Raw genomic sequence first — 24,023 nt, 5'->3', positions numbered from 1 at the left:
GGCTCAGGTCGGCCGGGTCATCGGCAGGACGTCCAGCAGGGCGTCCAGCTGCTCCTCGGTCAGGGTGCCGTTGCTGACGTGCCCGCGTTCGATGACCACCTCACGAATGGTCCTGCGCTCGGCCAGGGCCTGCTTGGCGATCTTGGCGGCCTCCTCGTACCCGACGTGCCGGTTGAGCGGGGTCACGATGGACGGGGAGGACTCGGCGTACTCGCGCATCCGGTCCTCGTTCGCGGTGATGCCGGTGACGCAGCGGTCGGCGAGCAGCCTGGAGATGTTCGCCAGCAGGCGGATGGACTCCAGGATGTTGCGGGCGATGATCGGCAGCTGCACGTTCAGCTCGAAGCTGCCCGAGGCGCCGGCGAAGGTGATGGCGGCGTCGTTGCCGATCACCTGGGCCGCGACCATGGCGGTGGCCTCGGGGATGACCGGGTTGACCTTGCCGGGCATGATGGACGAGCCCGGCTGCAGGTCGGGCAGGTTGATCTCGCCGAGGCCCGCCCTGGGGCCGGAGCCCATCCAGCGCAGATCGTTGGCGATCTTGTTGAGGGAGACGGCCACCACCTTGAGCTGGCCGGAGAGCTCGACGATGGAGTCCTGGGCGCTCTGGGCCTCGAAGTGGTCCATCGCCTCCTGGAAGCCGATGCCGGTCGCCTCCCGCAGCTTGGCGATCGCCAATGCGGCGAAGCCCGGCGGGGTGTTGATGCCGGTGCCCACCGCGGTGCCGCCCAGAGGGAGCTCCAGCACGTGCCCGAGCGCGGACCTGACCCGCACCGCGCCGTGCTCGACCTGCGTGGCGTAGCCGCCGAACTCCTGGCCGAGCGTCACCGGCGTGGCGTCCATCAGGTGGGTCCTGCCGGACTTCACCACCTCCTGGAACTCCAGCTCTTTGGTACGCAGCGCCGTCGCCAGGTGCTCCAGCGAGGGCAGCAGGTGGTAGCTCACCTCGGTCGCCGCCGCGACGTGGATCGAGGTGGGGAAGACGTCGTTGGACGACTGGGAGGCGTTCACGTGGTCGTTCGGGTGCACCGGGCGGCCCAGCCGCTCCTCGGCCAGAGAGGCGATGACCTCGTTGGCGTTCATGTTGGACGAGGTGCCCGAGCCGGTCTGGAACACGTCCACGGGGAAGTGGGCGTCGTGCTCGTTCTCGGCCACGTCCGCCGCCGCCTGGGCGATGGCCTCGGCCAGGTCCTTGTCGAGCACCCCCAGCTCGCCGTTGGCCTCCGCGGCCACCGCCTTGACCAGGCCGAGCGCGGCGATGTGGGACGGCTCGAGCGGTCGCCCCGAGACCGGGAAGTTCTCCACCGCTCGCTGGGTCTGCGCACGCCATTTGGCGCCGGCCGGAACGCGCACTTCGCCCATCGAGTCATGTTCTATACGGAACTCGCTCATGCCTCCCAGTCTGGCTCACGCTTCGCCGATCAGCCGGGAGCGGCCCCAGGTTGAGCTGTCAGCTTGAGAGCAGCGCCACGATCAGGATGGCGATCACCACGGCCGCCGCGGCCGCCACGGCCATGAGGATCAGCATGCCGTTGCGGTTGCCCGTCGACTGCGGCTCGGGCTGGCTCGCGATGGAGAACAGATCGGTGCCCAGCCCGTGCGAGTCGGGCCGCTCCGGCGGCGGGCCCATCGGCGGCGGTCCCTGCTGGAAGGGCATCTGCTGCTCGCCCTGGTAGGGCATCGGGCCGGGCGGCCGGCCCTGCTGTCCCGGGTGCTGGGCGGGCGGATAGACCTGCAGGCCGGGGGAGCCGTTCTGCGGCCTGGACGGGTGGATGCGGGTGGTCGAGACGGCGCTCTCGTCGCTCGGCCGCTGCGGGGGCGGGCCCTGCGGCGGCGCCCCCTGGGAGGCGTCCTGCGCGGGCGGCGTCTGGGGGAGCGGGGACTTCGGGCGCATCAGGCTGACCGTCCGCTCCGGGTCCGCGGCCTGCGGCTTCTGGGCCGCGGGGCCCGTACCTTGCGCGGGCGACTCCTGCTGCGGCCACCCCGGCTGCTGCTGAGCGGGCGCGCCGGCAGGAGGGCGGCCCTGTCCGGGCGGCGCGCCGACCGGAGGACGGCCGCCCCGTCCGGGAGCACCGGCTGGGGGACCGGCTTGACCGGGCGCGCCGGCAGGAGGACCACCAGCTTGTACGGGTGCGCCGGCGGCAGGGCGGCCCCCTCCGGGCGGCGCGCCGACCGGAGGACGTCCGGTCCGTCCGGGAGCGTTGTCGGGGAAGCCGGTCCGTCCGGGAGCGTTGTCGGGGAAGCCGGTCCGTCCAGGAGCGTTGTCAGGGAAGCCGGCCCGTCCGGCAGCAGGGCGGCCGGTCTGGCCGGGGGCGCCCACTGGAGGGCGGCCCTGGGGCGGGGCGCCGGGGGCGGCTCCCGGAGGGGTGGCGGGCGGCTTCGGCACAAGGCTCTCCTCGTCGGTCAGGGCCTCAGCCGTGATCACCGGCATCTCGCTGGTAGGCGTGTCCGCGACCATCCTGAGCATGGTCTCCGCCTTGGCGGCGTTGAGCCGCTTCTTGTAGTTCTTGTTGAGCAGCCCGTCGAGCACCGGGCGCAGCTGGCCTGCCTGGGTGGGCACGTCGGCGTTCTCGCTCAGCAGCGCCGCGAGGGTCTCGGCGATCGTGGACCGCTCGTAGGCGGGCCGCCCCTCGACGGCGAAGTAGAGGGTGGCGCCGAGGGACCAGATGTCGGACTCGGGCCCGGTGTACTCGCCCCTGGCCCGCTCGGGGGCGGTGTAGCCGGGGGAGCCGATGACCATGCCGGTCTTGGTGAGCTTGGGGTCGCCCTCGGCCTTGGCGATGCCGAAGTCGGTGAGCACCACGCGGCCGGTCTCGGTGATGAGCACGTTGCCGGGTTTGACGTCACGGTGGGTGATGCCCTGAGAGTGCGCGGCGCGCAGCGCGCCGAGCAGGTCGACGCCGATCTCCGCCACCAGTCGCGGCGGCAGCGGGCCCTCCTCGTCGATCACCTGCTCCAGGGAGCGGGCCTCGATGAGCTCCATGATGATCCATGGGCTGTTGTCGTGGATGAGCACGTCGTGGATGGCGGCGACGGCCGTGTGGTTGATGCGCGCGGCGAGGCGTCCTTCGCGGACCATGCGTTCGCGCAGCTCAGCGCGCTGCTGCTCGGTCAGCCCGGGGTCCTGGCGGATTTCCTTGACCGCCACTTCGCGCCCGAGGGCGCGGTCACGGGCTCGCCAGACGGTGCCCATGGTGCCCCGGCCCAGGGGCGAGATGAGCTCGTAGCGCTCCGCTAGCAGGCGTGTCTGGTGTTCCGGCATGAGAAGAAGATATCGATTCTCGGTTGGGAAGTGCTTTACCCTCGCTTGCGAAGTTCTCTTGGCCAGAACCGCCGAGGAAGGAACAACTTTATCACCGTCGCTTTCAAACGGGCATAAGCGGACGGAGCCGGTCGAGATTCGCCTCGTTTCCGGTGGACTCCCTCACCCGGCCTGCGCTCCTGCCGCTGCATGGGCATGCTGAGCGCCGCCGCGGTGGCCTCGGCCCTGTGCAGCCCTCGATGCGAGGGCCTGCGTGGGAAAGACGGCCCGCCGAACGCCACCGCCGGGCGCTCCGGCCGGCGCTCCAGCCTGCGCGGCGGCATCGGCTCCTCCGCCGAGCCGCCTGCCGCGACCCGGGCGAGCATCAGCGAGGCGCGTACGGAGTCGAGCCTGGTGTGCGGGTCGATGCGCAGCAGGGCGTCCAGCACCGGCGCGATCGGCCCCGCCTTGGTCATCGGGATCGGCTCGCCGCTGGTCAACGCCGCGAGCGCGGCGGCTGCCGTACGGCGTCCGTGCAGGCCTCTGCCCTCGACGGCGGTGTAGAGGGTCGCGCCGAGTGACCACAGGTCGCCGGCGGGGCTGGCCTTCGAGCCGAGCACCCGCTCTGGAGCGATATAACCCGCGGAGCCCAGCACGATGCCCGCCTGGGTGATGGAAACGTCACCTTCGAGTGCGGCGAGACCGAAGTCGGTGAGGACCGCGCGGTCCTCGGTCACCAGCACGTTGCTGGGCTTGACGTCGCGGTGCAGGATGCCCTTGGCGTGCACGGCGCGCAGCGCGCCCAGGATCTGGCGGCCGATCTCCGCGGCGCGGCGCGGGTGGAGCGGTCCCTCCTCCTGGATGAGCTGCTCCAGGGACTTGGCGCGGAGCAGCTCCATCACGATCCACGGCCGGTCGTCCTCGGTGACCACGTCGAAGACGGTGATCACGGAGGGGTGCGCGACCATCGCGGTCGCCCTGCCCTCACGCTCGGTACGGGCGCACAGCTCGGCGCGCAGCTCCTCGTCGAGGACGGTCGGCAGGCGGACCTCCTTGACGGCCACCTCGCGGTTGAGCAGCTCGTCATGTGCCCGCCAAACGGTGCCCATGCCGCCGCGTCCGACCGGCTCCACCAGCCGGTAGCGCGCGGCGAGAAGGTAACCGGAGGGCGCACGCATGCCTGGCAGCTTACCTATTTGTGTAAACCGACCAGTAGAGGCGGGGCCGATAAATTGTTGCGAATTCAAGTCAACTGGTCTGACTTCTCGCGTCAGCGATCTCGCTGTGACGCCTCATGGCGCTGCGTGGTCGTACGGACGTTCCCGTGGCACGCTCCACCGTACCGGCGCGGCGGGAAAGTCGTCGGCAGGGTTGCAGAAAGGAACTCTGACGGCTGTCAGCGAGTTGTAAGGCTGTGGTAAGGGAGCGAGGGGATGCTGGATTCATCGGGAAGGAATGCTCATGAAGAGGCCGAAACTGTCGGTGCCGGTCATCACAATGAGGACATAACCCGAGGTTGGACCGCAACGGAAACCGTCAAGGACGTGATGAAGATGCGCCAGATCCAGGTTCGCCGCCGGCCCCGCAGGCCGCGCGCGACCGCGCTGGACCTTCGCACGCCGTCAGGGCGACAGCTGCCCTACTAAGATCAATTCCAGGAGCGCCATCTGAGAGGTGCACGATGTGCAGTCACCACCCCGTATGTCCCAGTGCCGATTCGCTCGACCGTGAGGCCGCGCACGTGATGAGCGCCCACCCCGACCAGGGCTGGAGCCTGCTGTGCAACGGCGTGGTCCTGTTCGAGGACACCGGTCTGCTGCTGCCCGACGGCCGGATCGTCGCCCCGCACCGGGTGTCGGTGGCCGCCTGAGCACGCCGGCCGCCGCGCCGGCCACCTGAGCACGCCGGCCACCGGGCCGGAGACCGGGGCGGACCGCCCTGCGGCGATCCCGCCCGGCACTCCCCGGCGTCCGACGCTCTAGCGCCGTCCGATCGACAGCACCGGGCCGGTGCTGTCGGTGAAGAAGTCCTCGCCCTTGTCGTCGACGACGATGAACGCGGGGAAGTCCGCCACCTCGATCTTCCAGACCGCCTCCATGCCCAGCTCGGGATATTCGAGCACCTCGACCTTCTTGATGCAGTCCTGCGCCAGCCGGGCCGCGGGGCCGCCGATGGAGCCCAGGTAGAAGCCGCCGTGCTGCCGGCAGGCGTCGGTGACCTGCTTGGACCTGTTGCCCTTGGCCAGCATCACCATGGAGCCGCCGGCGGCCTGGAAGCGTTCGACGTAGGAGTCCATCCGGCCCGCGGTCGTCGGCCCGAACGAGCCGGAGGCGTAGCCCTCGGGCGTCTTGGCCGGGCCCGCGTAGTAGACGGCGTGGTCCTTGAGGTACTGCGGCATCTCGCCGCCCTCGTCCAGCAGCTCGCCGATCTTGGCGTGCGCGATGTCGCGCGCCACCACCAGCGGCCCGGTCAGCGACAGCCGCGTCTTCACCGGATAATTCGACAGCTCGGCGAGGATCTCCGGCATCGGCCGGTTGAGGTCGATGGAGACCACGTCGTCCGACAGGTGCTCGTCGGTGGTCTCGGGCAGGAAGCGGGCCGGGTCGGTCTCCAGCTTCTCCAGGAAGACGCCCTCCGGCGTGATCTTGGCCAGCGCCTGGCGGTCGGCCGAGCAGGAGACGGCGATGGCCACCGGGCAGGAGGCGCCGTGCCGGGGCAGCCGGATGACGCGCACGTCGTGGCAGAAGTATTTGCCGCCGAACTGGGCGCCGATGCCGAGCTTCTGCGTCAGCTCGAAGACCTTGGCCTCCAACTCCACGTCGCGGAAGCCGTGCCCGGACGCCGAGCCCTCGGTGGGGATCGAGTCGAGGTAGCGGGCGCTGGCGTACTTGGCCGTCTTGAGCGCGTACTCCGCGGACGTGCCGCCCACGACCACGGCGAGGTGGTACGGCGGGCAGGCGGCGGTGCCGAGCGAGCGGATCTTCTCCTCCAGGAAGGCCAGCATCCGCTTCTCGTTGAGCACGGCCTTGGTCTCCTGGTACAGGAACGACTTGTTGGCCGAGCCGCCGCCCTTGGCCATGAAGAGCAGTTTGTACTCGTCCGGGTGGCCGTGCGGGTCCTCGGCGTAGAGCTCGATCTGGGCCGGGAGGTTGCTGCCGGTGTTCTTCTCCTCCCACATGGTCAGCGGGGCCATCTGGGAGTAGCGCAGGTTGAGCCTGGTGTAGGCGTCGTAGACGCCGCGCGAGACGTGCTCGGCGTCGCGGCCGTCGGTGAGCACGTGCCGGCCGCGCTTGCCCATGACGATCGCGGTGCCGGTGTCCTGGCACATGGGCAGCACGCCGCCGGCCGAGATGGAGGCGTTCTTGAGCAGGTCGAGAGCGACGAACCGGTCGTTGCCGCTGGACTCGGGGTCGTCGATGATCTTGCGGAGCTGGGCCAGGTGGGACGGGCGCAGGAAGTGCGAGATGTCGTGAATCGCGGCTTCGGTGAGCTGCCGCAGCGCCTCCGGCTCCACCTCCAGGAAGGTGCGCCCCGCCGCTTCGACCGTCCGCACCCCCTCCGCCGTGATCAACCGATATTCCGTGTCATCGGCACCCAGGGGCAGCAGATCGGTGTAGTCGAAGTCGGCCATAGTCATCCTTTCGATCGCGAAGAAACCTTACGCGCCCGGCGCCGCTCTCCCGCCGTGGGGGATGATTTTTTACGGCTCAGCCCGGGAAGGCCCGACCTCCGTACGTGGCCGGGCTCTGTCCAGGGGAACGCTCCTCCGGTTCACGGGGTCGGCCGCCGTCACGTGCGCCCGCTTGCCCGTCCGGTCGGCGCTGAGTCCCACGAGGATGCCCGCGATCACCAGGGCGGCGCCCAGAAGGTCGTAACCGGACGGGGTGGCGAGGCCGAGGACCAGGCCGGTGACGATGGCGCCGACCGGGATGAGCCCGGCGAACAGGCCCGCGCGGCCAGGGCCGAGCTTCGGCAGCGCGGTGTACCAGAGCAGGAACGCCCCCACGGTCACCACGATCGCGAGGTAGGCGAAGCCCAGCGACTCGGCGAGCGTCGGCACCCGCAGCATGCCGGTGCCCTCCCGGGCGAATCCGATGGCGGCCAGGAGGGGCGTGGCCAGGACCGTGGAGTAGGTGGACACCCTGATGGCGCCCAGCTTGGGCAGCAGGGGAAGGGCCATGAGGGAGAAGGAGATCTCGCCGACGAACGCGCCGAGCGCCCACAGCAGGCCGGTCAGGGTGCCGCTGCCCAGCCCGGCGGCCAGCGTCGCGCCCGCGGCCACCACGGTGGCGCCGACGAGCAGCCGGGGAGCCGGCCGGCCGCCCGCCAGGGCCAGCGCGAGCGGGACGGCGCCGAGCACGGTGCCCACCAGCGCGGGGCCGGAGGCGCGGGCGGACTCGGTCACGCAGACGTTGAAGATCGCCAGGCCGGTCAGGGCGAGGCCGCCGAGCAGCAGCCACTCGCGCGGTGTCAGGCGGACGAACCGCAGCCCGAGCGCCCTGGTCACGGCCAGCAGGACGACGGCGGCCAGCAGGTAGCGCACCGCCTGCCCGCCGTACACGGGATAGTCCTTGACCAGGGCGGACACTCCGGCCAGCGTGCCGACGGTGAACATGGCGGTGGCGGCGCCGGCGGTTCCGTTTCTCATGTGACGGATGTTAGGGAGACAATGGTCCACCTAAACAGTCCAATGGCCCACGATAAATAAGGACCAATGTGGCCGACCTCCATGTAACGATAAATCGGGAAAAAGGTGCGATCGCCGGACAGGTCGCGTCCGAGTTGCGGGCCTCCATCCGGCAGGGCCGGCTCACGCCCGGCACCCGCCTGCCCGCCAGCCGTGACCTCGCCGCCGACCTCCAGGTCTCCCGGGGCGTCGTGGTGGAGGCGTACGAGCAACTGGTCGCCGAGGGGTTCCTCATCTCCCGCGTGGGCTCCGGCACCCAGGTGGCCCCCGTCGCCGCCCCGCCCGCCCCGCCCCCGGCGACCGGCCCGGAGCCGCACGCCCCCTTCTACGGGCACCGGCCCACCTCGCCGGATCTCGGCCACTTCCCCAGGCAGCGCTGGCTGGCCTCGGTCAAGCACGTCCTGACCACCATGCCGGGCGACGCCCTCGACTACGGCGACCCCGGCGGTGTGCCGGAGTTGCGCGAGGAGCTGGCCGGATACCTCAGGCGGGTGCGGGCGGCCGACGTGCGGCCGGAGAACCTGGTGATCGTCGGCGGCGTCGCCCAGGGCCTCAGTCTGATCCTGCGGGTGCTGGCCCGCGACAGGCGGGTGCGGCTGGCCGTGGAGGACCCCACCAGCCACCGCCAGGAGCCCCTGCTGCGCCGGGCGGGCGCCGACCTGTTCCCGGTCCCGGTGGACGACCAGGGGCTGGACGTGGCGCGGCTGCCCGCGGCCGACGCGGTCCTGCTCACGCCGGCGCACCAATACCCGACGGGCGTGGTGCTGTCACCGGCCCGCCGGGCCGCGCTGATGGAATGGGTCCGCCAGGGGGACCGCGTGATCCTGGAGGACGACTACGACGCCGAGTTCCGCTTCGACCGTGACCCGGTGGGCTGCCTGCAGGGGCTGGCGCCGGATCGGGTGATCCTGTCCGGCAGCGTCAGCAAGGCGCTCGCCCCCGGGCTCCGGCTCGGCTGGGTGGTCGCGCCCGCGCCCCTGGCCGAGGCCGTCCGGCGGGCGCGCGGCGAGCTGGACCTGGGCTCCCCGGTGGTGGAGCAGTACGCGCTGGCCCACTTCCTGCGTACCGGCGGCTACGACCGGCATCTGCGGCGCATGCGCAGGGAATATCACCGGCGCCGGGACGCCCTGGTCGGGGCGCTGGCCGAGGGGTTGCCCGAGGTCCGGGTGCGGGGCATCGAGGCGGGGCTGCACGTCTACCTGGACCTGCCGGACGGTTGGGACGAGGGCCGGATGGCGGCGGCGGCCGTCGAGTTGGGGCTGTCCGCGGAGCCGGTCGGCATCATGCGCTCGGCCGCCGGGCCGCCCGCCGTCGTGGTGGGCTTCGCCCGGCTGCCCGCACGCAAGGCTGCGGAGGCCGTACAAGGCTTAAAAGACATTATGTCTGGACATAATGTGATGTAGGAACTTGGGAGTCGGGAGTGTCATGCGTGTGGGACTGATGGGGCTGGGCAGGATCGGCGCGTTCCACGCCGCGACGCTGGCCGCGCATCCGCTGGTGGACGAGCTGATCGTGACCGATCCGGTGCGCACCTCGCCGTACGGCCGGCCGGGGGACGCGTTCGAGGCGGACGTCGTGGTGATCGCCACCCCGACCAGCACCCACGCCGAGCTCCTCCTCGAAGCCTGCCGGCGCGGCATCCCGGCCTTCTGCGAGAAGCCGGTGGCCGGCGGCGTCAAGGAGACGATCGAGGTGCTGGAGGCCGCGCGGGGCAACCGGGTGCGGATCGGCTTCCAGCGCAGGTTCGACGCCGGATACGTGGCCGCCGCCGAGGCCCTGCGCGCCGGTGAGCTGGGCGACCTGCACCGCGTCCACCTGATCACCGCCGACCCGTCGCCGCCGCCCGCCGCCTACATCCCGCTGTCCGGCGGCCTCTTCCGCGACTGCCACATCCACGACTTCGACATCCTGCGCTGGGTGACGGGCCGCGAGGTGGTCTCGGTCTACGCGACCGGCGCGAACCGGGGCGCCGCGTTCTTCGGCGAGGCCGACGACGTCGACACCAGCGCCGCGCTGCTGACGCTCGACGACGGCACGCTCGCCACCGTCCAAGGCTCGCGCTACAACGGCGCGGGGTACGACGTGCGCATGGAACTGGCGGGCACCAAGGCCACCAGGGCCGTCGGCCTCGGCCCGCGCGCCCCGCTGTCCACGGCCGAGGGCCTGCAGCCGCCCGGGGAGCCGTGGCCGGACTTCGTGGCCCGCTTCGCCGACGCGTACGCGGCCGAGCTCGACGCGTTCCTGCGCGACGCGCCCGGCCTGTGCTCGATCGAGGACGCGCTGGCCGCGCTGTACGTGGCCGAGGCGGCCGAGCTGTCCCGCCGCGAGCACCGCCTTGTCCAGGTCGCGGAGGTAAAGGGGGCGGTCAGACCCGTGTTTTGAGGGCGGGCTCGAAGCCCCTGGCCAGGGCCACGATCGCGGCGACCAGCACCAGCGGTACGACGAAACCGGTCCGCATGTCGCCGAGGTCGGCGACCACCCCCACCAGGCCGGAGCCGACGATGAAACCGACGTAGTTGAACAGGTTGACCCAGGCGATGGCCACCCCGGTGCCCGCCGGGTCCAGCCGCCCGGCCGCGGAGAACGACTGCGGCGCCACCACGGCCAGGCCCATGCCGGTCAGCCCGAACGCGACGATGGCCAGCGGCTGGCTGGGGGCGGCGACGATGCCGAGGAAGCCGAGCGTGGCGATGGCGCCGCCGAGCCTGACGACGGTGGCCGGGCCGTACCTCCTGACCGCCACGTCCCCGCCGAGCCGGACGAGCAGCGTCGTCGCCTGGTAGGCGGCGTAGGCCAGCGGGATCACCCGGGCGTCCGCCGACAGGATGTCCTGCATGAAGACGGTGCTGAAGTTGGAGACGGCCGCGTCCCCGACGTACAGGAAGCCCATCGCCAGACAGAGCGGGACGATCGACCGCCAGGGGAACCCACGGGCGGCGGTCTTGGCCTCGGTCTCGGCCTTCTCCTCCGCCGCCGTGCACAGCTTGGGCCCCGCGTACAGGGAGCCCGCCACGGCCACGACCATCGGGATCGCCATGACGGCCTCCATCGGCAGGCCGTCACCGACCGCCGCCACCCAGAGCGCCCCGGCCAGGCTGAACACGCTCCACAGGCAGTGGAAGCCGTTCAGCACCGCCCGTCCGTACCTGCGCTCGACCGCGACGCCCTGCATGTTCATGCCCGCGTCCACCGCGCCGACCCCCAGCCCGAACAGCAGCAGCGCCGGCACGAGGGTCGCCACGCTCGGGGCCAGGCCGGCGAGCACCACGGCGAGGGCCACCGCGGGCTGCGCTCCCCGCAGGAGCGTCTTGCTGCCCAGGCGGGCGGCGAACGAGCCGGCGGCGACGCTGCCGATCCCGGCGAAGACCGGCACGATGAGCAGGAGCACGGTGAGCGCCCCGGTGCTGAGCTCGTGTTTGTCCTGGAGGTGGGCGACCTGGGTGAGCAGGGTGGCGAAGGACAGTCCCTGCACCGCGAACACGACGAACGTCGCATGGCGGGCCTGACGATCACGGGTGGACGGCACGGTGGCCTCCTTGACCGGGGGGAAATCAAAGATGAGGCGGGGTCAGGTTAACCGCCTGCCGGGTGCTCCACCAGTCTTAGACGAGGTTGTCCTCGGGGGCGCCCAGCCGCTGTCCCGCGGCCCACACGCCGAGCGCCGCCAGCGCCGCCACCTCGATCACCGCCAGACCCCGTTCGACCAGGCCGAGCGGCATCACCCGCCACCACGGCAGCCCGCTCTGCGCGCCGATCGTCATCACGGCGATCATGCTCAGCGCGAACAGCACGGAGAGCAGCCCGAACGCGAAGGCCGCCAGCGACGCGGCCCCCCGTTCCGCCCGCCGCCACGGCCTGGCGATGATCAGCGCGGCCAGCGGGAGGCTGAGGAAGGCGACGACGCTGCCCGCCCGGTGGATGCTGCCGCTGAGGCTGGGCCCCACGGACCAGTCGTGCTTGGGGAACCACGCGATCACCAGCAGCCCGGCGCTCCACGCCATCAGCGCCACGGTGCCGACGACCCCGGCCAGCCGCCTGCGGGCCAGCGAGACGCCGATGGCCACCGACCCGGCCGCCAGCAGGGCGACGCCCAGCCCGAAGACCCACCCGTACTCGTGCAGGCCGTGCTCGCTGATGGTGCGCCGCAGCGGGTCCAGCTCGCCGAGCGCGGCCAGGTCCAGTCCGAGGATCATGGTGGCGCCGGCGCCCACGGCGCCCAGGCCCCAACGTGCCGACCGATGCACAACGCCCCTCTCATGTTGTCGGCTTCAACGGCCGCGAACCCCGACAGATTCCGGTTTTCAGTAAACGAGGCAGCGTGACCAATAAAATCGGCTGATGGCAGGCAGACCGCGGAGCGAGGTGGCCAGGCAGGCGATCCTGCGGGCCGCGCTGGAGCTGTGCGAGCGCGACGGGTACGCCTCCGTCACGCTCAAAGGCATCGCCGAGGCGGCGGGCACCGGGCGGCAGACGCTCTACCGATGGTGGCAGACCAAGGCGGAGCTGCTGCTCGAAGCCATGACCGAGGTGGTCGGCGAACAGCTGCCGGTGCCCCCGGAGAGCGGCGACCCGCAGCGGGACCTGGTGGTCTTCCTGCGCGAGTCGTTCGCGGTTGCCCACGGCCTCGCCGGGCGGGTGGTCGTCGGGCTGATGGCCGACGCCCAGAGCGACCCGGGCTTCGCCGCTGAGCTGGACGCCCGGCTCATCGGCCCGCGCCGCCGCGCCCTGCGCGCCGTCCTCGAACGCGGCGCCCTGCCCGTGGGCGTGGACCCCGAGCTCGCGGTGGACATCGCCTTCGGCGTCATGTGGTATCGCCTGCTCAACCGGCACGCCGAGGTCGACGAGCAACTGGCCGAGGACGTCGCCGCCCTCGTCGCCCGGATCCGATGATGTGCCTCCTCAGGGGGAAGCGCTCCGGATCCTGGCGGGATATGGTCTGAACTGTGAACGAACGCCCTGGATCCTGGTTGCCACGCCTGCAGGAAGTCGGGGAGCGGCTGGCGGAAGAGTGGACCTCGGCCCGCCGAGGCGCTCAGGACGACTCGCCCCAGCCGCACGAGCTGCGCGCCTCCGACGCCGACCGCGAGCGCGTCGCCCAGGTGCTCCAGGACGCCCACGCCGACGGCCGCCTCATGCTGGACGAGCTCGAGGAACGGCTCACGACGGTGTACGCCGCCCGCACGCTCGGCGAGCTCGCCCAGGTGACCGCCGACCTGCTGCCGCCCGAGGAGCAGCCGCTCAACCTGGACGGCAGGCCGGTCTCGGCGATCTTCAAGAAGGAGCACCGCGGCGGTCGCTGGGTGGTGCCGGCCGAGCTGAGCGTGACGGCCATGTTCGGCACCACCAAGCTCGACCTGCGCGACGCGATCCTGCAGAACCGGCGCATCATCATCAACGCCACCCTGGTCCTCGGCGGGCTGGAGATCCACGTCCCCGAAGGGCTCGAGGTCATCCGCGTCACCAAGGACAAGACCGTCCGCCTCACCAAGCAGCCGAGCGAGCCGGACTCGCCCGTGGTCGAGGTGCGCACCAGCAACTTCCTCGGCGAGGTCAAGGTCAAGGAGCCACCCCGCCGCAAGCGCCGCCGCTGACCTTCAGCCGTTGCTGACCTTCAGGCGGCGCTGTCCTTCGGTCGGTGGTGACCTTCGGTCGGCGCTGTCCTTAGGTCGGAGGTGACCGTCAGCCGGCGGTGTCGAAGTTGATCGCGCTATAGGCGCGCAGCTTCCACAGCTGGTGCTCGCTCTCGACCTTGCGGATCGTTCCAGAGCGCCCGCGCATCACCAGCGACTGCGTCATCGCCACGCCACCCCGGTAGCGCACGCCGTCCATCAGCTCGCCCTGGGTGATGCCCGTCGCCGCGAAGAACACGTCGTCGGACCTGACCAGGTCGTCCGTGGTCAGCACCTGGTCCAGGTCGTGCCCGGCCGCGATGGCCTTCTGCCGCTCGGCCTCGTCCAGCGGCCACAGCTTGCCCTGGATGACACCGCCCAGGCACTTGAGCGCGCAGGCCGCGATGATGCCCTCGGGCGTGCCGCCGATGCCCAGCATCAGGTCGATGCCGGTGCCGCCGCGCGCCGCCATGATGGCGCCCGCCACGTCGCCGTCGGTGATGAACTTGATCCGCGCGCCGCTCTCCCTGATCTCCTTGACCAGCCGCTCGTGCCGGGGCCGGTCGAGGATGACCACCGTCACGTCGGAGGGCGAGCAGTGCTTGGCCTTGGCGACCGCCGCGATGTTCGCCTTCACGGGCGCCTCGATGTCCACCACGTCGGCCGCCTCCGGCCCGGTGACCAGCTTCTCCATGTAGAAAACCGCCGACGGGTCGTACATCGACCCGCGCTCGCTCAACGCGATCACCGAGACCGCGTCGGGCATGCCCAGCGCGGTCAGCCGGGTGCCGTCGATCGGGTCGACCGCCACGTCGCACTCGGGGCCACTGCCGTCGCCGACCTGCTCCCCGTTGAAGAGCATCGGGGCGTGGTCCTTCTCACCCTCCCCGATGACCACCACACCGTTCATGGACACGGTGTTGATCAACTGGCGCATCGCGTTCACGGCCGCGCCGTCGGCGCCGTTCTTGTCGCCTCGTCCCACCCAGCGGGCCGCCGCCATGGCCGCCGCCTCCGTGACCCGGACAAGTTCGAGGGCGAGGTTTCGGTCGGGGGCGCGCTCGCCCGTGGCCAGGGCGGCAGGTACGGACGTCTGATCGGACATGATGAGAGGCCTCCTAGGAACGACTACCTCGATCGTAGTTGTCCCTCTATCCCCGGTCAGCGGGGGTTGGTAACTGCTGTGGTTCGTATCAGTGTTCGTCAGTCTTTATCTGGTTTCTCTAGAGCGATCGCGGTGTGTCACGTGGTGATCGGGGGGTGGCTCGGTGGTCTGCTCGCTGGTGGACAGCAGGAGAGGGGCACTGTAGGGGCCTGCGGCTTGGCGCCGTGTCTGGCCGGCGCTGCCTGCTCCATCCCTCGATCGTCACGATGCGCATGCAAAGTCTTACCCAGTGTGCAGTCATGCTGCTAGGGTCGTTCGCACATACTCTCGAATATGTGAGGGAGGGGGACCGTCGTGCGGGTCGTGCAGGCTTACCGTTTCGCGCTGGACCCGACCGCGCGTCAGGGTGCTGTGCTGGCGTCGCATTGCGGGGCGGTGCGGGTGGCGTTCAACTGGGGTCTGGCTCAGGTGAGGGCGAATCTGGCGCAGCGGGAGGCCGAGCGCTCCTGCGGCATCCCCGAGGACCGGCTCCCCCGGCCCTGTCGTGGTCGATGTACGGCCTGCGTAAAGGCCGGAATCAGGTCAAGGACGAGGTGGCGCCGTGGTGGGCGGGCAACTCCAAGGAGGCCTACGCCTGCGGGCTGGCCCGCCTGGCCGACGCCCTGGCGAACTGGCGTGACTCCCGGCAGGGCGCGCGTAAAGGGCCCGAAGGTGGGTTTTCCCCGGTTCAAGACCAAACGCCGCGCGGCCCGGTCGGTGCGCTTCACCACCGGCACGATCAGGCTGGACGGTCACTGCCCGGATCAGACGAGGACCTTCGCCCACACCGGGCGAATCACTGACCATCCTTGAAACTCAGTGAACGGATAATGTGCCACTCATGAGCAGCGATGTGGAACAGCCGGTGGCAGCGCGGACATCAGAGCGCGGAGCGGCCACCCGCACGGCGCTTCTCAAGGCAGCCAGGGACGTCTTCGTCGCCAGGGGATTCGCCGAAGCGGGCGTGACCGAGGTGGTCGCCAGGGCCGATGCCAGCGTCGGCAGCCTCTACCACCACTTCTCGGGCAAGGCCGACCTCTATCTCACCCTGTTCGAGGAGTTCCAGGCCAGGCAGACGCAGCGCACCAAGCAGGCCGCCCGGGAGGCGCGCGGCTCCGGCGAGACCGACCCCATGCGGGTCTTCATCAGCGCGGCCCGCGCCTACCTCGAAGGCTGTCTCACCGAACGCGAGCTCGCCGCGCTGTTCCTGCGCGGCGACGGCCCGCCCGGCTTCGAGGTGATCATGCGCGACCGCCTGCGCACGTGGGCCAGGCGCAACGCCACGCTCTTCGACGACGGCGAGAACGCCCTGGTCGTGGTCGTCACCGGCGCCCTGGCCGCCGCCGTGTCCGAGGTCGTCCAGTCGGGCGACCGGGAGCTGGCCGAGGACGTGCTCACCATCATCGGGCAGATCCGGCCCGCCGCTTCGGCGACCGGCCCCTCCAGCGGGTAACCTCGCCAACTGTGCGACGGTTCACCGAAGGTTTCTACGGCTACGCGGTAGCCCTGTTCGTCTGTCTCGGGGCGGCCGGGCTCTTCCTGCTGGTCACGCCGCAGAGCAGCGGGGAGCACATCCCCAAGCTGAACTACTCCATCACGGTCGCCAACTTCAGCCGTACGGTGCCGTACCAGGTGTGGGCTCCCAGCAAGGACCCGGCGGGCTGGGTCCCCAACAGCAACAAGATCGCCACAGGGGAGGGCGGCGCCCAGGTCCTCCACCTCGGCTACGCCACCGCCAAGCGGGAGCACGCCGTGATCATCCAGAGCGACGAGAAGCCCGCCGCCGGATTCGCCAACCGGATGGCCAACTCCGACAAGGTCGTCGGCACGGAGCAGATCAACGGCCAGGCCTGGGAGCGGCGCTTCCGCGAGGACAAGAACCAGCGCACCCTGGTCCTCCCGCTGCCGGACGTGACCGTGGTGGTCACGGGCACGGCGGACTGGCCCGAGCTCACCGAGATCGCCACCGTCCTCCAGCAGCGGCCCAAGCCGACCGACTGACGACCGACCCTGATCGGTGAGGTGGGACGCACTTGTCGGTGGCTGACCCTAAGGTGGGGCGGGTGGCAGACGAGAAGGCACCCTCATATGAGCAGGCCCGCGAGGAGCTGACCGAGGTGGTGCGCCGCCTGGAGACCGGCGGCCTCACCCTGGAGCAGTCCATCGAGCTCTGGGAGCGGGGCGAGAAGCTGGCCGCCATCTGCGAGGAGTGGCTGCAGGGCGCCCGGGTCAAGCTGGCCGCCGCGATGGCGCGCCGATCCGACCCGACCGCCGCCTCGCCGGACGACGCCCCCTTCTGACGCTTCAGCATGGCGGGCGCGCCGTCAGGCTCCGCGGGCGCGGGCCCGCCTTCGGGCTTGGGGCGCGGGGTCAGACGCGGTGCAGGGCCAGGACCGGGATGCGGCGCGTGGTCTTGGCCTCGTACTCGGCGAACCCCGGTGCGATCTCCACCGCCTTCGCGTAGAGCGTGTCACGCTCCTCGCCCTCGATGACAGTCGCCTTCACCTCGAACGTCTCCGTGCCGATCTCGGCGGTGGCCTGAGGCGTGGCGCGCAGGTTGTGGTACCACGCGGGGTGGTGGTCGGCCCCGCCGTTGGAGGCGATGATGAAGTAGCGGTCGCCGTCCTGGAAATACATCGTCGGGCTGGTGGTGCGCTTGCCGCTCTTGGCGCCGGTCGTGGTGAGCAGGACGAGGGTCGCTCCCTCGAAGGGGCCGCCGACCACGCCCGCGTTGGCCCGGAACTCCTCGATGATCTTCTTGTTGAAGTCCTGCAAGGTATCTCCCTCATTGGAATGATCTCCGTATAACGGGGCAGATTAAGCGGAAATTCCTCCGGTTGCAACGGGGCTATGCTCTGCCTGTGTCCCACCAGTTGCCGATCGTCGGGCAGCCGCAACCTGAGCGTGCCGACGCGGCCCGCAACCGACAGAAGATCATCCAGGTCGCCGCGCGCATGATCGAGCTCAAGGGGGCCGATCAGCTGTCGCTCGACGAGGTGGCCCGCGAGGCCTGCGTGGGGGTGGGCACCGTCTACCGCCGCTTCGGCGACCGGACCGGACTGGTGTTCGCGCTCATCGACGAGCGCGAACGGGTCTTCCAGGAAGCCTTCATGAACGGCCCTCCGCCGCTCGGCCCCGGCGCGGGAGCGGCCGAGCGCGTCGCGGCGTTCCTGACCGCGCTCGTGGACCGCGTCGTCGACCAGCAGGACCTGATGCTGCTGCTGGAGCTCGGCTCACCGAAGGTGAGGTTCCGGGGGCCGTACCGGCTCTACCACACGCACCTGACCAGGCTCATGGCCGAGGTCCGGCCGGCGGCCGACCCCCGCTTCCTGGCCGACGCCCTGCTCGCGCCGCTCAACGCTCACCTGATCAGCTACCAGCGCGACGAACGCGGCCTGACCGTCGAGGCCATCAAGGCAGGCGTCGAAACCCTGGCCCACGCCCTCACCCAACCGCGAAGCTGACTCCCGCACGCAGCCCCGCAGCCCTACGCCTCAGGGCTCTCGGGCTTCTTACGGGACTTACGGGATTTGCCGGTTTTGTCGTCGGCCGGCTTCCCAGCCGGTCGGCTCCCGGTCGGATCAACCTCGGCCGCTTCAGCCCCAGCTGGTTCAGCCTCAGCCAGGCGGCTCCCTGTCGGATCGGTCTCGGCCGGTTCGGTGCGGACGGTCAGGCGGTCGTCGGGGAGGCGGAGGGTGAGCAGCGCGCCGGGTGCGACGTCCTTGGCGCGGCGGACCACCTCGCCCGATGGGCGCTGGACGATGGCGTAGCCGCGCTCCAGTGTGGCCGCAGGGGACAGGGCGACGAGCCGGCCGCGGACGTGCGTGAGGTCGTCGCCGGCCCGGTCGAGCGAGCTCGTCAGCGACCGCCGGGTGCGCTCACGCAGGGCGTCGACCTGCTCGGCGCGGCGTTCGAGCTCCCGCACCGGGTCGGCCAGCGACGGACGCGAGCGGGTCGAGGTGAGCCACGACATCTCCCGGTCGAGCCAGCCGCTCACCACCCTGCGCCCCCTGTCGCGGAGCTGACGGACCAGCGAGAGCTGCTCCCCGACGTCGGGGACGACCTTCTTGGCAGCGTCCGTGGGAGTGGAGGCGCGCACATCGGCCACCAGATCGAGCAGCGGGCTGTCCTGCTCGTGACCGATCGCGCTCACCACGGGGGTGCGGCAGGCGGCCACGGAGCGAACGAGCGTCTCGTCCGAGAACGGCAGCAGGTCCTCCAAGGAGCCGCCACCACGGGCCACGACGATGACCTCGACGTCCCCGTCCGCGTCGAGCTTGGCCAGCGCCTCGGTGACCTCTCCCACGGCGTACGGGCCCTGGACGGCCACTTCCTCGACCTTGAACCGCACGGCGGGCCAGCGGCGCCTGGCATTTTCCAGCACGTCGCGCTCCGCCGCCGAGTCGCGGCCGCAGATCAGCCCCACCGTGCCGGGCAGGAACGGCAGCCGCCGCTTCCTGTCGGCGTTGAACAGCCCTTCGGCCGCCAGCAACTGGCGCAGCCGCTCCAACCGGGCCAGCAGCTCGCCCACGCCGACGGGGCGGATCTCCAGAGCGGTGAACGCGAACGAACCCCTGTTGACCCAGAAGTCCGGCTTGACGTGCACCACCACCCTGGCGCCGTCGGCGGGGCGCGGCACGGTCGCCTCGTAGACGCCGCGTGGAGCGGTGACCCGGGCGGACACATTGGCCACCGGGTCGCGCAGCGTCAGGAAGACCGTGCCGCCGCGCGCGCTCAGATCCGTGATCTGGCCCTCGACCCAGACGGTCCCGAGTTTGCCGATCCAGCCGCCCACCATCTGCAGGACGGTGCGGATCGGCAGCGGAGACTCGGGTGAGGTCTTCGAGGTCATCAGATACCTCCGTGGATACTCCGGCGTTCAGGCCGGGAAGGAATCGGATTCCTGCGGAGCGGGGCGGGGGTAGGCGATGCGTCGTCGAAATGGTCGGCTGGGCGCATCGGTTTCTCCTTGGGTGGTGTAGGCGTAGCCGTCGCCGCGCTGCAGCAGCCGGACGTGTCGGTGTCCGATGCCCTGCGCGGTCCCGGTCGCGGTGGTGATGTTGAAGCTGCCGCTGGTGCGGACCGCGACCCGCCCGGTCCAGGTGCCGGTCTTCTTGCCTGCCGGGACGATGGCGCGGACCAGGTCGCCGGTGGCGAATCCGCGGACCTGCTTGGTGCGCGGCAGTCGCAGCCGGGGGAAGCCGAAGGCGTCGGTCCGGGTCCGGCAGTACGAGCCCCGGCCTGTCGCGGCGGCGACCAGGATGGTGGCGGGCCGGCCGGTCACCTGGTCGAGTACTCCCACGTGCAGCGCGTCCAGGGTGTGTGATTTGGCGGCGCCGGTCCGCGACCGGTTCCACTTGGTGCGACCGCCGGAGGCGGTGTGGACGGGCAGGCCGGTGGCGGCCAGGGCCCGCCACAGCGCCCACCGGGTGGCGTTGACCGCCGCCGCGTCCCGCAGCGGGGCCTTGGCCTGGGCCAGCACCCGCGCCAGGACCTTCGGCCGCCCGGCCAGGAACACCTCCACCGGCATGCTGTTCTTGGCCTGGTTGCAGCCGATACAGGCCACGGCCAGGTTGCTGACGCGGTCCGGCCCGCCCCGGCTGCGGGGGTGGATGTGATCGAGGTTCAGCGGCACGCCGGTGGCGCCGCAGTACGCACAAGCCCGGCCCCACTTGGCCAGCAGGAACTCGCGCACCTCATACCCGGCCAGGGTGCCCTGCTGATACTCGGCGCCTGCCAGAGGGCGGCCGGCGGACATGGCGTGGATGTCGAACGCGACCCGCTCCACGTGCACCGCCCGCACCGGCGCCCACCGGGCCAGCCGATCCACCCAGGACATGGTGGTGTCCACCCGGTGCCGCAGCGACGGCGCCAGCCATCCCCGCGGTCGGGCTCGGTTGAGGAAACGTGGCGCCCGGTGGCGCAGGTTCGCCGACCGGCGGCGTCGCCGATATCCGGCGCGGGTGGCCATTCTGTCGCGGATGCGCCCGCCCCGGTGGTCGAGCTGCACCGCCACCAGCCCGGCCCGGGTGCCCTCGTCGTTGGTGAAGACGGCGATGCCGGTGTGCTTGCTGCCGGGGTCGACGCCGACCTCGACGCCGGGCACCGCGCTGGAGCCGGCGTCCCGGTCTTTCAGCCGGATGACCAGGGGGGTGTGGCGGTGGATGACCGCCCAGCCCGAGGCCAGCAGTTTGCGCGCCATCGCCGGGCGGGCGGGTTGAAGCGGGGCGCCGTGCCGGTCGAGCACGAACACACGCGGCTGGTGTGGCTGGGGTGCGGCGGGAATGCCGCGGCCTCCCTCGACGTCGTGCGACGCCTCGGGGTGACGCCCGCCGCCTGGTGCGGTACGGCGGGTCTCCCCTCGCCCATGTTCCACGCCGGGTGCCCCATCGCTGGGGCGCCGGTGTCCCGTTTCGTCCCGACCCGGGTTGTCTGCTGACACCGATTCCAGAGCGGCAGGCTGAGGAAGCACCTGCCGGTGGGTCCGCTGTCCTACGTGAAACGTAGCCATCAAGGCTGCACCTCCAGTTCGTGATGGCTCGGGCTGGTCAATACGAGCTCAAAGCACCTGGCGGTCCCTCAAGCTCCGGCCCTCAGGCCGGGGTCGTTGACGGCGGAAGACTACGGTGCCGCGGTGACTATTCTCCGGCCTGCAGCTTGGCCAGGCGGTTCTCGTACATCCGCACGACCTCGGGGCGGGCCTTGGTGGCCTGCTCGAAGGCGAGGAACGCGCTGATCTGCTCGGCGGACTTGCCGCGCATCCTGGCGCGCAGCGAGGCGACGGTCAGGTCCGAGTAGCCCGGCAGCGGCTCGGCCAGTCCGACCACGGCGGTAGGAGCCGTCTGGGCGGCGTCGCCCTCAGCGGTGGGCACGGCTTCGACGGCCTCCGCCAGCTTGTCACCCTCCGCGACGGCCTTCGGCTTGGCAGCGGCCTTCGGCTTGGTCGCCTTCGCCTTGGCAGCCTTCGGCTTGACCTCACCGACCGGCTTCGTCTCGACAGCGGCGTCCACCGTCGGCTTGGCCTCCGCGACGGGCTTGGCCTCCGCGACGGGCTTGGCCTCCGCGACGGGCTTGGCCTCCGCGACGGGCTTGGCTTCTGCGACGGGCTTGGCCTCGGCGGTCGGCTCGGCGGCCGGCTTGACCTCGGTGACGAGCGGCTTGGCGGTGGCGGCGGGCTCAGGCGCGGCCACGGGCTCCGTCGAGGCGGCGGGAGGCTCGGGAGCGGCTACCGGCTCCGGAGCGGTCACCGGCTCGGGTGCGGTCACCGGCTCCGGAGCGGCCACCGGGGTGGACGAGGCCGCTGCGGGCTCGGTGGTGGCGGCGGGAGCGGACTCGGTGACGGTCGGGGACGCCTTGACCGGGGAGGTCTCCGGCTCCACCTCGGTCTTCGCCGCGGACTCCGCAGCCGGCTTGGCGGGGCTGAAGATGACCGGGTCCGGCTTGGTCTTGGCGGTGCCGTTCGGCTCGGCCGTACCGGGGCGCGGTGCGAAGATCACCGGCTCCCTGCGCGCCGGCTTCTCCTCCTCGGTGGCCGTGGCGACCTCCGTGACCGGGGTGGTCTCGTCCTTCTTCTCCTCCTTCGCGCCCGAGCCCCTGATCGACTTCTTCACGCGGTCGACAAGGCCGAGTGCGTGGCCTGCGGCGCTGAGAGTGCCCTGGACGACAAGGAGCGGCAGGTCTTTCGCCTTCTTGTCGGTAATGGACTTGGTGATGTTGCGTATCACGTCGCTGAGGGACATGTACGTCTCCCTGGGAGGTCAGTATCGGACGGCCAGCATGGCAAACGACGGGCAAGTACGCACGCGCGGGCCTGTTGCCGCTCCACGTAGCATAGAAAGTATGGAGCCCCAGACCCCTACTTCCCGCCGAGTCCTCATAGCCAAGCCCCGTGGTTACTGTGCCGGAGTCGATCGAGCCGTCGTAGCGGTCGAGAAGGCTCTGGAGCAGTACGGCGCGCCCGTCTACGTGCGCAAGCAGATCGTCCACAACACGCACGTGGTCAAAACGCTCGAGGCCAAGGGCGCCATCTTCGTCGAGGAGACGGAGGAGGTGCCCGAGGGAGAGATCGTGGTGTTCTCCGCCCACGGCGTGTCGCCCGCCGTGCACAGCGAGGCCCGACAGCGCAAGCTGCGCACGATCGACGCGACTTGCCCGCTGGTGACCAAGGTACACAACGAGGCGAAGAGATTCGCCGGTCAGGACTACGGCATCCTGCTCATCGGCCACGAAGGGCACGAGGAGGTCGAGGGCACCGCCGGTGAGGCGCCCGAGCACATCCAGCTCGTCGACGGCCTCGGCTCGGTGGACGGCATCCAGGTGAAGGACCCGGAGAAGCTGGTGTGGCTGTCGCAGACCACGCTGTCGGTGGACGAGACCGTCGAGACGGTCGCCCGGCTCAAGGAGCGCTTCCCCACGTTGATCGACCCGCCCAGCGACGACATCTGCTACGCCACCCAGAACCGGCAGGTCGCCGTCAAGGAGATCGCCGCGCAGTCCCAGCTCGTGATCGTGGTCGGCTCTGAGAACTCCTCCAACTCCAAGCGGCTGGTGGAGGTGGCCAAGGACCACGGGGCCGACGCCTCCTACCTGGTCGACAACGCCACGTTCATCCAGGACGAGTGGCTCGACGGCGTCACCACGGTCGGCGTGACCAGCGGCGCCTCGGTGCCGGAGGAGCTGGTTGAGCAGGTGCTGGCACGGCTGGCCCAGCACGGCTTCGGCGACGTGGAGGAGGTCGAGTCGGTGCGGGAGAGCATGCGCTTCTCCCTGCCGCACGAGCTCCGCAAGGACCTGCGAGCCTCTTAGCCGGGGGCCTGCAGGGCTAGTCCTCGGTGCGTGGGGTGCCGTACACCTTGGGCTCGAAGTAGCCCTCAGGCTCGGGGACGAACGGCTGGCGCGGGCGCGGCACCTCCGCGCCCGCCCGCAGCTCGTCGCGTAGTTCGCGGACGTTGTCGCGCAGCCCGCGGCCCCAGGCGACGCCGAGCACGACGGCCGACCCCGCGAACAGCCAGGGCGCGCCGTGCGACAGCGAGCCGTAGAGGCCGAGCGCCAGCGACTGGATGATGCCGACCGAGCTGAGCGCCCGCCCGAGCTCCACGAAGAGCGTCGCGACGAAGAACACCAGCGGCGGCGTGACCACCAGCGACAGCAGCTCGCGCGGGTTGACCAGGAGCACGCCGAGCAGGCACGCGGCAACGAACGCCAGCCCGATCAGCGCCTGCAGGTCGAACAGGGCCGCCAGGACGTATCCGGCGAGTGTGGCGAGCAGGATGAGCGCGATGGCGCCGCGAGCGGTCAGCCTGACGGCCGATCGCTTGCCTTTCCCGGTCATATGGCCCCGCC

24 protein-coding genes are annotated in these 24,023 nt (G+C 70.9%); 11 read left to right on the top strand and 13 right to left on the bottom strand.

What is annotated here, in order from left to right:
• Window positions 1-3: 3 nt before the first annotated feature.
• From OHA68_RS05900 to OHA68_RS05890, 3 genes are read right to left on the bottom strand one after another with little or no spacing between them, the layout of a single operon-like run.
• On the bottom strand, window positions 4-1,392 hold the full coding sequence (locus tag OHA68_RS05900) for a class II fumarate hydratase (RefSeq protein ID WP_327106685.1): 1,389 nt from the start codon (window positions 1,390-1,392) through the stop codon (window positions 4-6).
• A gap of 58 nt (window positions 1,393-1,450) precedes the next feature.
• Window positions 1,451-3,262 (bottom strand): serine/threonine-protein kinase, encoded by a 1,812-nt coding sequence (locus OHA68_RS05895; RefSeq protein WP_327106684.1) that lies wholly within the window; start codon window positions 3,260-3,262, stop codon window positions 1,451-1,453.
• Window positions 3,263-3,297: 35 nt separating this feature from the next.
• The gene (locus tag OHA68_RS05890) at window positions 3,298-4,419 is read right to left on the bottom strand and encodes a serine/threonine-protein kinase (protein ID WP_327106683.1); all 1,122 of its coding nucleotides are present in this window, start codon (window positions 4,417-4,419) and stop codon (window positions 3,298-3,300) included.
• Between the two features lie 503 nt (window positions 4,420-4,922).
• On the opposite strand from OHA68_RS05890, the gene OHA68_RS05885 reads away from it, so the two are divergent.
• Window positions 4,923-5,111, top strand: coding sequence for a DUF5999 family protein (locus tag OHA68_RS05885; protein ID WP_327106682.1), 189 nt, complete (start codon window positions 4,923-4,925; stop codon window positions 5,109-5,111).
• Window positions 5,112-5,219: 108 nt separating this feature from the next.
• Here OHA68_RS05885 and OHA68_RS05880 read toward each other — a convergent pair whose 3' ends face one another.
• Together OHA68_RS05880 and OHA68_RS05875 are read right to left on the bottom strand one after the other, a co-directional pair.
• Window positions 5,220-6,872, bottom strand: a complete 1,653-nt coding sequence (locus tag OHA68_RS05880; protein WP_189141892.1) for a fumarate hydratase — start codon at window positions 6,870-6,872, stop codon at window positions 5,220-5,222.
• A 69-nt stretch (window positions 6,873-6,941) separates the two neighbouring features.
• The gene (locus tag OHA68_RS05875; protein WP_327106681.1) at window positions 6,942-7,889 is read right to left on the bottom strand and encodes a DMT family transporter; all 948 of its coding nucleotides are present in this window, start codon (window positions 7,887-7,889) and stop codon (window positions 6,942-6,944) included.
• A 68-nt stretch (window positions 7,890-7,957) separates the two neighbouring features.
• Here OHA68_RS05875 and pdxR point away from each other — a divergent pair, with 68 nt between their 5' ends.
• Window positions 7,958-9,331, top strand: a complete 1,374-nt coding sequence (gene pdxR, locus OHA68_RS05870) for a MocR-like pyridoxine biosynthesis transcription factor PdxR (RefSeq protein ID WP_327106680.1) — start codon at window positions 7,958-7,960, stop codon at window positions 9,329-9,331.
• Between the two features lie 22 nt (window positions 9,332-9,353).
• A complete protein-coding gene (locus OHA68_RS05865; protein WP_327106679.1) occupies window positions 9,354-10,310 on the top strand; it encodes a Gfo/Idh/MocA family protein in 957 nt (318 codons plus the stop codon).
• Here the strand turns inward: OHA68_RS05865 and OHA68_RS05860 are convergent.
• Window positions 10,294-11,454 (bottom strand): MFS transporter, encoded by a 1,161-nt coding sequence (locus tag OHA68_RS05860; RefSeq protein WP_327106678.1) that lies wholly within the window; start codon window positions 11,452-11,454, stop codon window positions 10,294-10,296. The two genes, OHA68_RS05865 and OHA68_RS05860, sit on opposite strands and share 17 nt — an antisense overlap.
• 76 nt (window positions 11,455-11,530) lie before the next feature.
• Window positions 11,531-12,121 (bottom strand): DUF998 domain-containing protein, encoded by a 591-nt coding sequence (locus tag OHA68_RS05855; protein WP_327106677.1) that lies wholly within the window; start codon window positions 12,119-12,121, stop codon window positions 11,531-11,533.
• Between the two features lie 145 nt (window positions 12,122-12,266).
• On the opposite strand from OHA68_RS05855, the gene OHA68_RS05850 reads away from it, so the two are divergent.
• Together OHA68_RS05850 and OHA68_RS05845 are read left to right on the top strand one after the other, a co-directional pair.
• Window positions 12,267-12,818, top strand: a complete 552-nt coding sequence (locus OHA68_RS05850) for a TetR/AcrR family transcriptional regulator (RefSeq protein ID WP_189141886.1) — start codon at window positions 12,267-12,269, stop codon at window positions 12,816-12,818.
• A 53-nt stretch (window positions 12,819-12,871) separates the two neighbouring features.
• Entirely contained in the window at window positions 12,872-13,519 is a 648-nt protein-coding gene (locus OHA68_RS05845; RefSeq protein ID WP_327106676.1) for a DUF1707 SHOCT-like domain-containing protein, read from the top strand.
• Between the two features lie 88 nt (window positions 13,520-13,607).
• Here the strand turns inward: OHA68_RS05845 and glpX are convergent, their stop codons facing one another.
• Window positions 13,608-14,642, bottom strand: coding sequence for a class II fructose-bisphosphatase (gene glpX / locus OHA68_RS05840; protein ID WP_327106675.1), 1,035 nt, complete (start codon window positions 14,640-14,642; stop codon window positions 13,608-13,610).
• A 354-nt stretch (window positions 14,643-14,996) separates the two neighbouring features.
• Here glpX and OHA68_RS45285 point away from each other — a divergent pair, with 354 nt between their 5' ends.
• The 4 genes from OHA68_RS45285 to OHA68_RS05825 all read left to right on the top strand — a co-directional run bounded on the left by OHA68_RS45285 (window position 14,997) and on the right by OHA68_RS05825 (window position 16,981).
• Window positions 14,997-15,494: a helix-turn-helix domain-containing protein gene (locus tag OHA68_RS45285; protein ID WP_407674424.1), complete on the top strand. Its 498-nt coding sequence runs from the start codon at window positions 14,997-14,999 to the stop codon at window positions 15,492-15,494.
• A 28-nt stretch (window positions 15,495-15,522) separates the two neighbouring features.
• Entirely contained in the window at window positions 15,523-16,134 is a 612-nt protein-coding gene (locus OHA68_RS05835) for a TetR/AcrR family transcriptional regulator (RefSeq protein ID WP_327106674.1), read from the top strand.
• Between the two features lie 11 nt (window positions 16,135-16,145).
• Entirely contained in the window at window positions 16,146-16,682 is a 537-nt protein-coding gene (locus OHA68_RS05830; protein ID WP_327106673.1) for a DUF4245 domain-containing protein, read from the top strand.
• A gap of 62 nt (window positions 16,683-16,744) precedes the next feature.
• Entirely contained in the window at window positions 16,745-16,981 is a 237-nt protein-coding gene (locus OHA68_RS05825; RefSeq protein WP_189141880.1) for an exodeoxyribonuclease VII small subunit, read from the top strand.
• 70 nt (window positions 16,982-17,051) lie between these two features.
• On the opposite strand, the gene OHA68_RS05820 is transcribed toward OHA68_RS05825, so the two are convergent.
• Window positions 17,052-17,456, bottom strand: coding sequence for a nitroreductase family deazaflavin-dependent oxidoreductase (locus OHA68_RS05820; protein WP_327106672.1), 405 nt, complete (start codon window positions 17,454-17,456; stop codon window positions 17,052-17,054).
• 86 nt (window positions 17,457-17,542) lie between these two features.
• Here OHA68_RS05820 and OHA68_RS05815 point away from each other — a divergent pair, with 86 nt between their 5' ends.
• Window positions 17,543-18,145 (top strand): TetR/AcrR family transcriptional regulator, encoded by a 603-nt coding sequence (locus tag OHA68_RS05815; protein ID WP_327106671.1) that lies wholly within the window; start codon window positions 17,543-17,545, stop codon window positions 18,143-18,145.
• Window positions 18,146-18,168: 23 nt separating this feature from the next.
• Here OHA68_RS05815 and xseA read toward each other — a convergent pair whose 3' ends face one another.
• From xseA to OHA68_RS05800, 3 genes are all read right to left on the bottom strand, one after another.
• Window positions 18,169-19,533, bottom strand: coding sequence for an exodeoxyribonuclease VII large subunit (gene xseA, locus OHA68_RS05810; RefSeq protein WP_327106670.1), 1,365 nt, complete (start codon window positions 19,531-19,533; stop codon window positions 18,169-18,171).
• A gap of 27 nt (window positions 19,534-19,560) precedes the next feature.
• Window positions 19,561-21,057, bottom strand: coding sequence for an RNA-guided endonuclease IscB (gene iscB, locus OHA68_RS05805; protein WP_327106669.1), 1,497 nt, complete (start codon window positions 21,055-21,057; stop codon window positions 19,561-19,563).
• A 262-nt stretch (window positions 21,058-21,319) separates the two neighbouring features.
• Entirely contained in the window at window positions 21,320-22,420 is a 1,101-nt protein-coding gene (locus OHA68_RS05800) for a hypothetical protein (RefSeq protein ID WP_327106668.1), read from the bottom strand.
• A 100-nt stretch (window positions 22,421-22,520) separates the two neighbouring features.
• Here OHA68_RS05800 and OHA68_RS05795 point away from each other — a divergent pair, with 100 nt between their 5' ends.
• Entirely contained in the window at window positions 22,521-23,486 is a 966-nt protein-coding gene (locus OHA68_RS05795; protein WP_327106667.1) for a 4-hydroxy-3-methylbut-2-enyl diphosphate reductase, read from the top strand.
• Window positions 23,487-23,502: 16 nt separating this feature from the next.
• On the opposite strand, the gene OHA68_RS05790 is transcribed toward OHA68_RS05795, so the two are convergent.
• Window positions 23,503-24,012 (bottom strand): DUF6542 domain-containing protein, encoded by a 510-nt coding sequence (locus tag OHA68_RS05790; protein ID WP_189141876.1) that lies wholly within the window; start codon window positions 24,010-24,012, stop codon window positions 23,503-23,505.
• Window positions 24,013-24,023: the final 11 nt, after the last annotated feature.

Source organism: Nonomuraea glycinis (assembly GCF_035920485.1).
GTDB lineage: Bacteria > Actinomycetota > Actinomycetes > Streptosporangiales > Streptosporangiaceae > Nonomuraea > Nonomuraea glycinis.
The sequence above is the reverse complement of the archived record's forward strand: the minus strand, read 5'-3'. Positions and strand labels throughout refer to the sequence as shown.

Coding starts and splice junctions, on each gene's coding strand:
- OHA68_RS05900 (WP_327106685.1), bottom strand. CDS start 1,392: ATGAGCGAGTTCCGTATAGAACATGACTCGATGGGCGAAGTGCGCGTT.
- OHA68_RS05895 (WP_327106684.1), bottom strand. CDS start 3,262: ATGCCGGAACACCAGACACGCCTGCTAGCGGAGCGCTACGAGCTCATC.
- OHA68_RS05890 (WP_327106683.1), bottom strand. CDS start 4,419: ATGCGTGCGCCCTCCGGTTACCTTCTCGCCGCGCGCTACCGGCTGGTG.
- OHA68_RS05885 (WP_327106682.1), top strand. CDS start 4,923: ATGTGCAGTCACCACCCCGTATGTCCCAGTGCCGATTCGCTCGACCGT.
- OHA68_RS05880 (WP_189141892.1), bottom strand. CDS start 6,872: ATGGCCGACTTCGACTACACCGATCTGCTGCCCCTGGGTGCCGATGAC.
- OHA68_RS05875 (WP_327106681.1), bottom strand. CDS start 7,889: ATGAGAAACGGAACCGCCGGCGCCGCCACCGCCATGTTCACCGTCGGC.
- OHA68_RS05865 (WP_327106679.1), top strand. CDS start 9,354: ATGCGTGTGGGACTGATGGGGCTGGGCAGGATCGGCGCGTTCCACGCC.
- OHA68_RS05855 (WP_327106677.1), bottom strand. CDS start 12,121: ATGATCCTCGGACTGGACCTGGCCGCGCTCGGCGAGCTGGACCCGCTG.
- OHA68_RS05850 (WP_189141886.1), top strand. CDS start 12,267: ATGGCAGGCAGACCGCGGAGCGAGGTGGCCAGGCAGGCGATCCTGCGG.
- glpX (WP_327106675.1), bottom strand. CDS start 14,642: ATGTCCGATCAGACGTCCGTACCTGCCGCCCTGGCCACGGGCGAGCGC.
- OHA68_RS05835 (WP_327106674.1), top strand. CDS start 15,523: ATGAGCAGCGATGTGGAACAGCCGGTGGCAGCGCGGACATCAGAGCGC.
- xseA (WP_327106670.1), bottom strand. CDS start 19,533: ATGACCTCGAAGACCTCACCCGAGTCTCCGCTGCCGATCCGCACCGTC.
- OHA68_RS05800 (WP_327106668.1), bottom strand. CDS start 22,420: ATGTCCCTCAGCGACGTGATACGCAACATCACCAAGTCCATTACCGAC.
- OHA68_RS05795 (WP_327106667.1), top strand. CDS start 22,521: ATGGAGCCCCAGACCCCTACTTCCCGCCGAGTCCTCATAGCCAAGCCC.
- OHA68_RS05790 (WP_189141876.1), bottom strand. CDS start 24,012: ATGACCGGGAAAGGCAAGCGATCGGCCGTCAGGCTGACCGCTCGCGGC.